This is a genomic window from Flavobacterium oncorhynchi, assembly GCF_002217355.1.
Classification (GTDB): domain Bacteria; phylum Bacteroidota; class Bacteroidia; order Flavobacteriales; family Flavobacteriaceae; genus Flavobacterium; species Flavobacterium oncorhynchi.
Map to the genome: position 1 here is coordinate 13376 of NZ_MUHA01000025.1, position 13373 is coordinate 26748.

Annotated in this window: 13 protein-coding genes; 6 read left to right on the plus strand and 7 right to left on the minus strand. The window is 31.5% G+C overall.

The annotated features are described in order from the left end of the window. Positions 1-36 precede the first annotated feature (36 nt). The 4 genes from B0A75_RS15845 to lptB all read left to right on the plus strand — a co-directional run bounded on the left by B0A75_RS15845 (position 37) and on the right by lptB (position 2991). Positions 37-1002, plus strand: a complete 966-nt coding sequence (locus tag B0A75_RS15845) for a KpsF/GutQ family sugar-phosphate isomerase (RefSeq protein WP_164975037.1) — start codon at positions 37-39, stop codon at positions 1000-1002. Then, positions 1002-1817, plus strand: coding sequence for a twin-arginine translocase subunit TatC (gene tatC, locus B0A75_RS15850; protein WP_089055263.1), 816 nt, complete (start codon positions 1002-1004; stop codon positions 1815-1817). Before B0A75_RS15845 ends, tatC begins: the two co-directional genes overlap by 1 nt. Further along, positions 1810-2163: a carboxymuconolactone decarboxylase family protein gene (locus B0A75_RS15855; protein WP_089055264.1), complete on the plus strand. Its 354-nt coding sequence runs from the start codon at positions 1810-1812 to the stop codon at positions 2161-2163. The genes tatC and B0A75_RS15855 overlap by 8 nt, the downstream gene beginning before the upstream one ends. Before the next feature lie 87 nt (positions 2164-2250). Further along, on the plus strand, positions 2251-2991 hold the full coding sequence (lptB, locus tag B0A75_RS15860; protein ID WP_089055265.1) for an LPS export ABC transporter ATP-binding protein: 741 nt from the start codon (positions 2251-2253) through the stop codon (positions 2989-2991). Between the two features lie 152 nt (positions 2992-3143). On the opposite strand, the gene B0A75_RS15865 is transcribed toward lptB, so the two are convergent. Continuing rightward, complete coding sequence (locus B0A75_RS15865) at positions 3144-4001, minus strand: glycoside hydrolase family 25 protein (protein ID WP_089055266.1); 858 nt, start codon at positions 3999-4001, stop codon at positions 3144-3146. Between the two features lie 10 nt (positions 4002-4011). Then, positions 4012-4728: a CDP-alcohol phosphatidyltransferase family protein gene (locus tag B0A75_RS15870; RefSeq protein ID WP_089055267.1), complete on the minus strand. Its 717-nt coding sequence runs from the start codon at positions 4726-4728 to the stop codon at positions 4012-4014. A gap of 191 nt (positions 4729-4919) precedes the next feature. On the opposite strand from B0A75_RS15870, the gene B0A75_RS15875 reads away from it, so the two are divergent. Beyond that, positions 4920-5987, plus strand: coding sequence for a putative type IX sorting system protein PorV2 (locus tag B0A75_RS15875; RefSeq protein ID WP_449404169.1), 1068 nt, complete (start codon positions 4920-4922; stop codon positions 5985-5987). A 37-nt stretch (positions 5988-6024) separates the two neighbouring features. After that, entirely contained in the window at positions 6025-7161 is a 1137-nt protein-coding gene (locus B0A75_RS15880; protein WP_089055269.1) for a lipoprotein N-acyltransferase Lnb domain-containing protein, read from the plus strand. On the opposite strand, the gene B0A75_RS15885 is transcribed toward B0A75_RS15880, so the two are convergent. The 5 genes from B0A75_RS15885 to B0A75_RS15905 form a co-directional block, all read right to left on the minus strand. Then, positions 7162-8556 (minus strand): sugar transferase, encoded by a 1395-nt coding sequence (locus B0A75_RS15885; RefSeq protein WP_089055270.1) that lies wholly within the window; start codon positions 8554-8556, stop codon positions 7162-7164. Between the two features lie 63 nt (positions 8557-8619). Then, entirely contained in the window at positions 8620-9963 is a 1344-nt protein-coding gene (locus B0A75_RS15890; protein ID WP_089055271.1) for an O-antigen ligase family protein, read from the minus strand. Between the two features lie 4 nt (positions 9964-9967). After that, positions 9968-11038 carry a glycosyltransferase gene (locus B0A75_RS15895; RefSeq protein WP_089055272.1) on the minus strand — a complete coding sequence of 357 codons (1071 nt, stop codon included), beginning with the start codon at positions 11036-11038 and terminating at the stop codon, positions 9968-9970. Next, on the minus strand, positions 11035-12150 hold the full coding sequence (locus B0A75_RS15900) for a glycosyltransferase (RefSeq protein ID WP_089055273.1): 1116 nt from the start codon (positions 12148-12150) through the stop codon (positions 11035-11037). Before B0A75_RS15900 ends, B0A75_RS15895 begins: the two co-directional genes overlap by 4 nt. 76 nt (positions 12151-12226) lie before the next feature. Next, on the minus strand, positions 12227-13372 hold the full coding sequence (locus B0A75_RS15905; RefSeq protein WP_089055274.1) for a glycosyltransferase family 4 protein: 1146 nt from the start codon (positions 13370-13372) through the stop codon (positions 12227-12229). Between the last annotated feature and the right edge of the window lies 1 nt (position 13373).

Here is a 13373-nt window from a genome sequence, read left to right on the forward strand (position 1 = left end):
CTTTCTTTTATACATACAAATTTTAAATATTCTGTTTTGATCACAAAAGAAAATATATTGGCGATTGCCAAAAAAACCATACTCTCTGAAAGTGAAGCAATTACAAAGTTAATCGATTTTCTTGATGAAAATTTCTTCGAAGCAACCCAGCGCATATATGAAACTAAAGGTCGTTTGATCGTTACCGGCATAGGAAAAAGCGCCATTATTGCTCAAAAAATGGTTGCTACTTTCAACTCTACCGGAACGCCTTCTATGTTCCTGCATGCTTCAGAGGCAATTCATGGCGATTTAGGAATGATACAAAATGAAGACATCATTATTTGCATTTCAAAAAGCGGAAACAGCCCTGAAATTAAAGTATTAGTACCGTTATTAAAACGCTTCGGAAATACTTTAATCGCTATTACCGGAAATATAACTTCAGCTTTAGCCAAAGGTTCTGACTATGTTTTAAATACCACCGTAGATACTGAGGCCTGCCCTATTAATCTGGCTCCAACAAACAGCACAACTGCACAACTTGTAATGGGAGACGCGCTTGCTGTATGCCTTATGGAAATGCGTGATTTTAAACCTGAAGATTTTGCAGTTTATCATCCGGGAGGTGCTTTGGGCAAAAAATTACTGCTTCGCGTAAAAGATATGATTGAGCATTCGTTAAAACCAATGGTAACTCCTGAAACGTCTGTTAAAAAGGTAATTTTCGAAATCTCTGAAAAAAGACTAGGAGTTACGGCAGTTATCGAAAATGATAAAATCGTAGGCATTATTACTGATGGAGACATAAGAAGAATGCTGAACGACAGAGATTCTATTGCAGATTTGACTGCTAAAGACATTATGTCTAAAAACCCAAAATTAGTATCTTCAGAAACTATGGCTGTTGACGCCTTAAATATTCTAGAAGATTTTTCTATAACACAGCTTATCGTTGCAGACAACGGCGAATACAAAGGAGTACTGCATTTACATGACATTTTAAAAGAAGGAATCGTATAATGGCAAAGAAAAATCTTGGCGAAATGTCATTTTTAGATCATCTTGAAGAACTAAGATGGTTATTAGTTAGAAGTACTTTTGCTATATGTATTATGGCATTTGTTACTTATTTTATTAGTGATTATTTATTTGATGAAATTATTCTAGGCCCAACAAGACCTACTTTTTTCACTTATCAGTGGTTTTGCGACTTATCTCATCAATTAGGATTTGCTGACAGTATTTGTATTACTGAATTGAATTTTATTATTCAGAATACAGAAATGGAAGGACAGGTTAATATTTTTGTATGGATGTGTCTATTGGCTGGTTTTATCTTAAGTTTTCCTTATATTTTATGGGAAGTTTGGAAATTTATCAGTCCTGCATTGTATGAAAAAGAAAGAAAAAATGCGAAGGTTTTTATATTTACTTCTTCGTTACTTTTCTTCTTAGGAGTAATATTTGGTTATTATGTTGTAATACCAATGTCAGTAAATTTCGTTGCTACTTTCTCTATAAGTAAAATGGTTGTAAATCAATTTACAATAGAATCTTATATGGGAATGGTAAAAACGAGTATTCTGGCGAGCGGATTATTTTTTGAACTGCCAATTATCATTTATTTCTTAACTAAGTTAGGTTTAGTAACTCCTGATTTTTTAAGAAAATATTGGAAATATGCAGTTGTTATCATCTTAATCGTTGCCGCAATTGTAACTCCGCCAGATGTAGTGAGCCAAACTATTGTAGCAATACCAATGTTAATTATCTACGAAGTAAGTATTCTAATATCTAGAATTGTTTATAAAAATAAATTGAAAGAAAATGTCTGATATTATTCAAGAATTCAACGACTACCGTTCTAAAATGAACGAAAAACTGCTTGCTGATAACAACAAAATTGTAAAGCGAATTTTTAATCTTGACACTAATGCTTATGCACCGGGAGCTCTTGATGTAAAAACCAAAGAACTTTTAGGTTTAGTCGCATCTGCAGTTTTACGCTGTGACGATTGCGTAAAATATCATCTTGAAACAAGTCATAAAGAAGGCGTTACAAAGGAAGAAATGATGGAAGCGATGGGAATTGCAACTCTTGTTGGAGGAACAATTGTAATCCCGCATTTAAGAAGAGCTTACGAATTTTGGGAAGCTCTCGAAGAAGCTGAAACTAAATAATTGTTAATAGGTTTATTTGTTGAATCGTTTATTCGTTAATTTGTGACGAATAAACGATTTGAACGTTTAAACGATTAAACTAAAAAAATGAAATTAAGAGCCGATAATTTAATCAAAACCTATAAAGGCCGAAGTGTTGTAAAAGGAATTTCTGTTGAAGTAAATCAAGGAGAAATCGTTGGACTTTTGGGACCAAATGGGGCTGGAAAAACAACTTCTTTTTATATGATCGTAGGATTGGTAAAACCAAACTCAGGAAACATTTATCTTGACGATTTGAACATTACTGATTACCCGATGTACAAACGTGCGCAACAAGGAATTGGCTATTTGGCACAAGAAGCATCTGTTTTTAGAAAATTAAGTATTGAAGACAATATCTTGAGTGTTTTACAGCTGACAAAACTTTCTAAGGAAGAACAATATGCTAAGATGGAGAGCTTAATTGAAGAATTCAGTTTAGAACATATTCGCACGAATAGAGGTGATTTACTTTCTGGAGGTGAACGTCGTCGTACTGAAATTGCTCGCGCATTGGCAACAGATCCAAAATTTATTTTGCTTGATGAACCTTTCGCTGGAGTTGACCCTGTTGCGGTTGAAGATATTCAAAGAATTGTGGCACAATTAAAGAACAAAAACATCGGAATCTTAATTACTGACCACAACGTTCAGGAAACTTTAGCCATTACCGATAAAACATATCTAATGTTTGAAGGAGGAATCCTTAAAGCAGGAATTCCAGAAGAACTTGTTGAAGACGAAATGGTTCGCCGTGTATATCTTGGACAAAACTTCGAACTTCGTAAAAAGAAATTGGAATTCTAATTTATAGTATTCAGTGTTCAGGTCTTTAGTGATCAGTTCTTAAAAAAAAAATCATTGATCAGTTTTTTAGTATTCAGTTTTGGGCTGGAACTAAAAAACTGATTTTTTTTTCGAAAAAGACTGAATACTAAAAAACTAACCACTGATCACTGTCAATCAACTGTAATAAACTGCAGCTGTTCTAAATCACCATTATAAATATTCACATCTACACGATGTTTTATTCCAGGCAGAGAAGCTTTTTCTGTAAACTGCCAAAACAGCCATTCTTCATCAATTTTTTCTCTATAAAAGTTATAATTGGCAATCCAAAATAAATATTCTCCAAATTCTTCTTTTAAAAAATCTGAGTAATAACGTTCTCCTGAGTAAATTATAGGGCGAACTTGATAATGTGCTTCTACTTTGTTAAGCCAGCGCTTTAATCCTTTTTTTAAACTATCTATAGATTGATTTTTTGGAAGTTTTTCTATATCAAGAACCGGCGGTAAATCACCTTTTTTCAACTTTACTGTTTTTATAAAAAGATCTGCTTGCTCGATAGAATTTTCATTCGGGCGATAATAGTGATAAGCGCCTCGTATGATTTTATTTTTTTTTGCTTCTTCCCAATTGTATTTAAACTGCCTGTCAACTCTATCATTTCCTGCTGTTGCACGAATAAAAACAAATTGCACAGGATATTTTTCTTCTAGAATCTCAACCTCATCCCAATCGACAGTTCCTTGAAATTCAGAAACATCAATTCCAATTACTTTTCCTTTATGATTTTCAAGAACTTGAATGTTTCTAACGTCTGAAAGGTGTTTGTCTACCTCATCTTCTTCTAAAACTTTATCTGACTTAAAACCTAAATAATAAGCCAATCCTGAACGATAATGATAAATCGTTCCAATGAAAATTAATCCTAAAAAACTAAATATAATGAAACGGAATAATTTACTAAAAACAGATTTGGCAGGTTTCGTTTTTCGTGTGTAAGAATTTCGTCGTGTCGTTTTTCTTGCCATTCGAATAAAACTACTTTTTCAAAAACATATTATTTATGATCGATAATAACACATAAAAAATAATGATTAAGGGAACGGCTCCAAATTGAAACAATAAAAGTAATACTAAAGAAATAACTAAAAATCCAACTTGCAACGCATTATCTTTAAGATTGAATTTCTTAAATTTTAAAGAAAACAATGGAATTTCGGCATTCAAAATATAGGCACTGCATAAAGTAATTGCAAGCAAAATCCATTGATTACTCAAAATTTCTAACAGCATTAAAGAATCTGAAAATTTCAAAACCAAAGGCAGACTTAAAATAAAAAGAGCATTTGCAGGTGTCGGCAGCCCAATAAATGAATCGGTTTGTCGTGTATCAATATTAAAATTTGCCAAACGATAGCAAGAACCTAATGTTACAATAAATCCTAAAAAAGGAATAAACTCAGATCCAATTATATCATGCGGATGTGCACTTTTTACAAATAAAGAATACATTACATATCCTGGAGCAACACCGCTGGTCACCATATCTGCAAGTGAATCTAATTGAAGTCCAAGCGGACTTGAAACTTTAAATAATCTGGCAAAAAAACCATCAAAAAAGTCAAAAAAGATTCCTAAACAAACCATATAAAAAGCCATTTCATAATTAGCTTTAGAAATAAAGACAACAGCTATACAACCACAAAAAAGATTAATTAATGTAATTAAATTTGGAATGTGCTTTTTAATATTCATGTTTTATAAATTTTGATAATCTTGGTCAACAAATTTAGCATAATATGTCCATGAAAAACGTGTTTTTACAATTGTTTTTTAATACAAATTAAAGCTTTATCAATATTTCTCGAAACGAAGAAATTAGATGCATAAATTATTATATTTTTGAAAAAAATAAAAACAGGCTCTCGTCTGCAAAAAAATATCAGTTGAAGAAACTTTTAACGTTTTTACTATTTTGGAGTTTTACTTCTCAGTATGCACAAACTGTTCGAAAATACTCGAATGAGTTTATGAATATTGGTGTCGATGCGGCGGCGTTAGGAATGTCGAGTGCTGTTACTGCATCTACAAATGATGTTAATGCAGTTTATTGGAACCCTGCTGGTTTAACGCATCTAGAAGATCATCAGATTTCATTGATGCATGCCAGCTATTTTGCCAATATTGCTCAATATGATTTTATAGGTTATGCAAGCCCAATTGATGATCAAAGTGCTTGGGGAATTTCGATGATTCGTTTTGGTGTTGATGATATTCTTGACACCACACAATTAATCGACAATCAGGGCAATATTGATTATAATCGAATTCGTTTATTTTCTACGGCTGATTATGGTTTTACTTTTTCTTATGCCAGAAAACTGCCTGTTGACGGGTTTCAATATGGTATTAATGCAAAAATAATTAGACGAATTATTGGGAAATTTGCCAATTCTTGGGGTTTTGGTTTTGATGTGGGATTGCAATTCGAACGCAATAATTGGAAATTTGGCTTAATGCTTCGTGATATTACTACTACTTATAATGTCTGGAATATTGATGAAGATGAATATGCCAAAATTGCAAATGCTATTCCAGGCGAAAACAATGAATTACCAGAAAGTACTGAAATTACTTTGCCAAAAGCGCAATTAGGAGTTTCTAAAAAATTTGAATTCCATAATGATTACAGTCTTATGGCGGCGGCCAATTTAAATATGCGCTTTGAGCAGACAAATGATATTATTTCATCAAAAATTGTTAGTATTGATCCCGCCGTTGGTTTTGAATTTGGCTACACTGATCTGGTTTTTCTAAGAGCCGGTGCTGGAAACTTTCAAAATGTAATGCAATTAGACAATACTGAAAAATTAAATTTTCAGCCTAATATTGGGCTGGGTTTCAAATACAAAGGTATCCAAGTAGATTATGCCTTAACTGATTTAGGAAATCAAAGCGCAGCTTTATACTCAAATATTTTTTCACTAAAAGTAGATTTAGGTATCTTTAGATAATTTTTTCAAACCATTCAACTTTTTAAAATTTTAAATCATGAAAAATGTCCTTTTCAAAAAAACACTTTTTAGTTTACTATTATTACTAAGTTTTATTGGTTACAGCCAAAATATTCCTTTATCAAAAGATGCAAAAGCAAGTGTGATTACTTGTGGTTTAGGCAATGAAACCTATTCTTATTTCGGACATACTGCAATTCGAATAGCTGATCCTGCCAACAATATTGACGTTGTTTACAATTTTGGTGCTTTTGATTTTAGAACTCCAAACTTTGTAGCAAAATTTGCGAAAGGTGATTTACAGTATTTTGTAATTACACATTCTTTTTCAGAATTTCTAAACGAATATAATGAGGACAAACGAAGTGTTTTTGAGCAAGAGCTTCTTATTTCGCAAGATTTAAAACAAAAACTTTTTGATAAACTAAATTCTGTTCTATTATCTGAAGAAAGATATTATACCTACAAGTTCATTGATAAAAATTGTACTTCGATGGTGGTTGATATTATCAACTCAACTTTACATGGAAATGTTATTGTTAAGAAAGAGGACACAGATAAAACATATCGTTCTATTTTATTTCCTTATTTTAATGGGCATTTTTATGATCAATTAGGAACTAGCATTATTTTTGGAACTAAAGTTGATCAATTGGGAACCAAAATTTTTCTGCCTTTTGAATTAAAAAATAGTTTAGCGAAAACTACTTTTCAAAATCATCCTTTAGCAAAAGAGAGCCAAACACTTTTGAATTTTGAAAAAGAAACACCATCCTCATGGTGGAATAATATTTATACTTATTTAATTATTTTAGGTTTTGTCGTTTTAGCGCATAACAAAATTGTTGATAAAATATACTTATTCATTTTGTCTTTAATAGGTATATTTTTTGTCTTAATGGGATTTTATTCATTTCACCAAGAACTGGCAATGAATTACAATGTTTTACTATTTAGTCCGCTATTATTGATTTTAATTCTTTTTTCAATTGCAAAAAATAAAAGATGGACTTACCGATTTGCAGTTTTACATTTAATCTTCTTGATTGTTTATGCTATTTTCCTAATCAATAAAGCACATTTTTTAATTGTTTTACCAATGATAATTACAAGTGGTTTTGTGTTGGTTCGAGTTGCGATAAGAAACAAAAAACGCATCCCGATAATAATCTAATTACTGTCCGCGATAAAACAAAACGGTAGTTATAGTTTTGAAAGAGATGCTTAAATCTAGAAAAATACTTCGGTGTTTAATATAGTATAAATCATATTGCAGTTTTATCAAACTCTCGTCTATAGACTCTCCATAAGAGTAATTAACTTGTGCCCATCCCGTAAGACCAGGTTTTATAACATGACGGGTTTCATAAAAGGGCATTATTTGCGCGATTTTCTTAACAAAAAAAGGTCTTTCTGGTCTTGGGCCAATTATTGCCATATCTCCTTTTATAATATTGATAAACTGCGGCAGTTCATCAATCCTTGATTTACGCATAAATTTACCAAATGGAGTTATTCGCTTATCATTTGAAACTGCAAAAAATGCGCTTTGCGTTTCTTGAGCCTCTACCATAGTTCTAAATTTGTAAATTTTAAAAACTGATCCATTTTTACCTACCCGTTCTTGCGTATAAAACAAACTTCCTCTATTAGTAAAAAAATTAGCGAAAGAAATAAAGGGTATAAAAACAATACAGATTATTAAACCGGCAAATGAAAAAACAAATTCTAAAAGGCGGATTAAAGCCAAATACAATTTATTACTATTGCTGCGGCTAAACGGAAAAAACCGATAGAAGTCTCTTGCAATATAATGGACTGGTATTCGCTGTGTTTTACTTTCATAAACCTGCGTATACTCTCTAATACTATTTCCAGATTCTAGTAAATGGAGTAACTGTTGATACAAATCGGCATTGATTCCATCTGTCTTTTGAGATGCAATAACAATTTCAGAGATACTTTGATTCGCGACGAAATCTTCGAGTTCATTTTTCTTAATTTCTTTTACGTAATAAAAATCAGTATTCTCCTCAGAATCAGAATCAGGATTAACGAAACCTACAATTTTATAATGCGGATCGACATTTTCGAGTCCTAAAACCAGTTCTTCAACCTGATTTTGGCCGCATATCAATACAACATTTTGTGAAAAACGATGAGACGCCAAAAAGAAGGCATAAAAAAACCGCCAAAGTAGCACGGTAATTAATATTGTGAAATAAAAGATAAAGATAGCCAATCTCTGACTTGGAAGTTCAGGCGATAATACCGGTGTAAAAAAATAAATTAAAACTGTAGTTGAAACCGCTAGAATAACATTTTTAAGTATTTGAAATTGATTACTGGCCGCCTGCAAATTATATACCTCAAAAATAGCTCCAAAAACAGATAGATATGCAACAAGGATCAAAGGGCGATAGAAGGTCTTTTTTTCAAAAGCAAGATAATTATAATCAAAAATGCTGTTTAATAAATATAAAGCTGTCAAAACAAAAAAGATATCAAAAACAAAAAGTAATACTTTTCGTTCTGAAATTTCAAAGTGCATTTTTTTATTTGAGGACATTTACTTTTTTAGCAGATTTAAAAGCTTTACTTCAAAGCAAATATATTGCAAAAAACATAAACTTTATCTTACAAACGTGCTGTTTTTTTCTGGGGATTTTATTTGAACAAATAAAAGTGTCAAAGCATATATAAATGCAGGAGCTGCTGTTCGCATAGCCGCATGATTTATTGTAAGAAACCAAAAAATGAAAAAAGATAAAAAATACAAATGCTGTCGATTGTTGATATATAATATAAACGGGGTAATAAGTAGTATCAAAAGTCCAAATATGCCCAATACACCATGTTCGCTTAGCATTCTTGTTATTTCGTTATGAGAAGCAACTTCTTGTCCTAATGAATCTTTTCGCAATTCTTTTCCCATTCCTGCTCCTACTCCAGTAATGGGGTTGTCAAAAAACATTTTAAGATCTGCCTCTATAACTGCTTCTCTCCCGCCCAATCGATCTGTTTTCTGTCTTCCTTTAGCATCTTGATTAGCATATCTTTTTTCGATTAGTCCGCTGGTTTCCGAAATAGTATATCCCCAAATACCAATTCCTAAAAGGCACGACAAAATTACAACTAAACCGACCTTCGCTTTTCCAAGAGAATTCGAGACGTAATAAATTACAAATATAAGACAGACAATCATGGCAATTCCAGTAATAACACCACCTCTCGAAAAGGTAACAATTGCACGATAGCTTACCAAGATCAGAAGAATTCCATTTAAAATAATCTTCTTTTTTGATTTTGAAAACAAAAGCAATTGAGAGAAAAAGACAAACATTCCTAATCCTAAAATAGTAGAAACTTGATTAGGACCAAATCCGCCTGAAGTTTCAAAATTAGACTGTGTACCCGTAACAACATCTTTTACGCTTGGATTATACAAGAAAAGATAAACTACTGTTGAAATAATAGGAAGTCCCATTACTAAAATAATATTTTGAAGATCTTTAAATAGAATTTTTCTTTTAAACATATAGATTGAAGAAACTGCTAAACACACTGGACCTGATAAATTAAATACTAAAGCTTTTTTAATATCTATATTGAGATCAGCTGTACTTACAGAAACAAAAATCCCAGGTATTAACAACAATAAATAAAAGAAATAAACGAACGATTTAGTTGAAACAGTACTATAAAACATACCTGTTAACATAAAAAAGACAACAAGCGTTTTTACATATTCATTACTGAAATTACCTCCTGTCATTCGCAAAAAAACTTCAACACCTATTAAGTAAGCACTTACATAAAGAACTTCGTTATTCTTATTCTTGCTTCGAAAAACAACAAAGAGGCCAACAACTGGAATTAAAAGAGCATAAAGCATTGATAAAAAAGGTAACACAAAAACCATCAATGCAATTATAACATGGACTAAAATAAGATAAGAAAATGAGATTCTTTTCATTAATTTAATTCTTATAAAGCTGTATTACTTTTTTGATTACAGCCTCTTTTGAATACTCCTTTGCTGCTGATTTTGAAAAATTTTCTGCTAAAGTAGTTCTCAATACTTCATCGTTAGTGAGTAATTTCAACTGATCCTTCAATTCTAAGAAGTCTAACGGGTCAAATAACAATCCGTTAAAACCATTTTCAATAATTTGCGAACAATAACCAACATTGGAAGAAAGAACTGCCAATTTTTCTGATGCGTACTCTAATAGAGTTATAGGGAATCCCTCGTTTGTCGAAACCAAAACTCCAATTGAAGATTGCGCTAATATATATTTGATATCGTTCCTTTCTCCGTACAAATGTATATAGCTTTCTAATGAATTAAACTTTACAAACTCTTTTAAATAGGCTGAATAAGAGTCGAAACAATCTTTTCCGATTAAATGTAAAGTCCATCCTGATTCCTGTAATCTTAAATTTTGAAAAGCTTTAAGCATCAGAATGTGATTTTTGGGTTCTTTTAAATTTGCTAGAAAAACTATTCGCCTGCCTAGAATTCCTTTTAGTTTTGTTGTTTGTAAATTATCTTTTGTATCTAAAATGAAATTTGGAATAAAAAAAACGTTTTTACAAAACATATTTTTTTTGCTCCAATCTTCTAATTGCAGATTTGCTGCAAAAATGGAAGCAAAAAAGAAAGAACAAAAAATCAACATTTTATTCTTACTCTTCGATTCAACAGCTCTATTTCCAAAATGATCGTGCCAGAAAATCTTAGTTCTGGGCAATGTCAATTTTACTAAAACTGCGCTAAAAAAAGAAGTACTGTGCGCATGGATAATTTCGATTCTATTATTTAATATATACCTTCTTAACTTTAAAACAGCTTTAAAATCAACTTTGCCCTTTTTGTTTAAAAACAAATACGAAACATTTTCATTTATCTGATCAAACAATTGTCCCTCTTTCCGAGTTACAATCAACCCTGAAAAAGTCACTTCTTTTGATAAAGCATTGGCATAATTCACCGCCATTCTTTCAGCACCACCCATTTGAAGTGAATCTACAATTTGCACCACTCTCATTTCTCAAGTACCTTTTTAAGTTCTGTTTCGAAGATTTCAATTGTATAATACTGTGACCAATCAGCAGCTCTCCTACTAATTTTTAGAAAAAGTTTTTCATCTAAAAAATCAATTATTTGATCCCGATCTTTCTCTAAATTCATTCTCAATACTATTCCTCTTTCTCCATAATCTAGCATAAATGGAACACACGAAACTTTTGTCACAATAGGTATACAACCCCAAAACATTCCCTCGGCAATAGCTTTTGGCCATCCTTCACTCTTTGAAGGTAAAATAACAAAATGGCTTTTTTTGTAGACTTTTTTTAATGTTTCTTTATCTTGATTACCATGCAAAAAAACAATGTTTTGGAGTTGATTTGCTGCAATATATTTTTCTAAAGAATCTCTTTCATTTCCTTCTCCGTACAAACTTAAAACCGCTTTATTTCCTTTTTTCACAAGTTGTTCGATTAACTTAACAGCATATATCGGATTTTTACCTTCAACTAAACTGCCTGCAAATACAAACTCAATTGTTTGATCTAAACTCTTTTTTGTGATCAATTCTTTTTCAGACTCTGAATAAGTTGCGGTAAAAAACGGTCTTATATTTTTTGATTGATTTTCCCAGTCTCCGTAAACCAAAACCTGTATATTCCTGCTCAAAAAAGTATTAGTTAAAATATACTTTTGTAAACGGTATGTCCAAGGCTGTTTACTTTGAGGGTCCCAATTCCCTGCATACTTCGCCGATTTTATTTTATTTGGAAAAAGTATTTGAACAAAACAGCCCAATAATCCAATATTTCCTGGACATCGCAAATGTATATGATCAGCATCTTTCATAGCCCAAAAGAGCTGCCAAAGGATAAATGGAATTTTGAAAATCGATAAAAAACTGTTTTTAAAACTAGTAAAGCTAAAGTTAGAAACGCTTCTAAAATCAATCTTGCTATGTTGATAAGCGCTGTCAATTTTTGTTATCCTGTTTTTTTTTAATGGAGCAAAAATAATAACCTCATCAACATATTTCAACCAACTATTCATTTCAGTCACATACGGCGCATAACCTAAATACTCATTTCTTTTTTGAATATGATTAACATTTGTAATTATTAAAAACTTCATTTTATATCTGCTTTCATCCTTATTTTCGTAGAATTCATTTTATAACTCGTACATAAAAACAAGAAGCCTTACATAGTTAATTCTGTAACTCTTTAAAAAAAGCAATAGTACGAGTTACTATATCATCAACTTTATACTTTTGAAGCACAAGCTCTCTTGCACTTTTTCCTATTTCATTTACTTTTTGTTTGTTAGAAAGAAACCATATAATTTTTTCAGCAATATCTGTTGGATTGTATGAATCACACAACAAACCTGATTTATAATCTTCAATAGTTTCAGGACCTGAACCGTATTTTGTAAAAACTACCGCTTTTCCCATTGCCATTGCTTCAAGCGCAACAATACCTTGAGTTTCTATATGAGATGGAAAAACACAAACCACAGCTTTTGCATATGCATTCGGAATATCTTCAAAAGGAATCACTCCGTGAAAATGAATATGTCTTGCCAATTGTCCTAATTGAGGTAATTCCTTTTCTTTAAGCATCTGTATGTAAGAGCTTCCATCTGGAAAAAACCAATCTCTTCCATAAATTTCTAATGAAACATTAGGAAACTTTTTATTTACTAACGGAAAAGCCTGAATCAACTGCCGGATTCCTTTTTTCTCGCAAACCGTCCCAACAAAAACAATTTTGTTCTGAGATTCATTTTCATTTACAGGTTTAAAAAAATCCGTATCAATTGGATTACTTAAATATACTAGCGGTTTGTTATTGTAACTCAAATACTTTTCGGTATGATTTTTTACATAATGAGAAACTGCTATAAATGCATCAGTTTTTTTGAAAGATCTTTTTTCCTGGAACCCTTTCCATTTGTCAATTTTTCTTTTTTCACTTTCTGCAAAAAAATGATGACCTCCATGCAGACGTATCACATATTTTACATCTGGCAGCTTATTTATAAAAGAGAGACCAAGCTCAGATGATTCAACAATTTGTATTGAATTACTTTGATGTATTTCTTTGATTTTATTATTAATCAATTTAGAGTTTAAATACCACGTAAAGCCTTTTACTGTATTTTTCTTTAATCTATAAATTTCTACACCCTCAACAATTTCAGTTTCTTCTGTTGCAATGTAATTTATCCCAACAACTGATACTTTCATTCCTTGTTTGACTAGTGCTGGTGCCAATGTTCTAACAAAACTTCCTATTCCTCCATGTGGGAAACCTTGTTTCGGAAATTCGTTTGTTATAAAACAAATATGCATC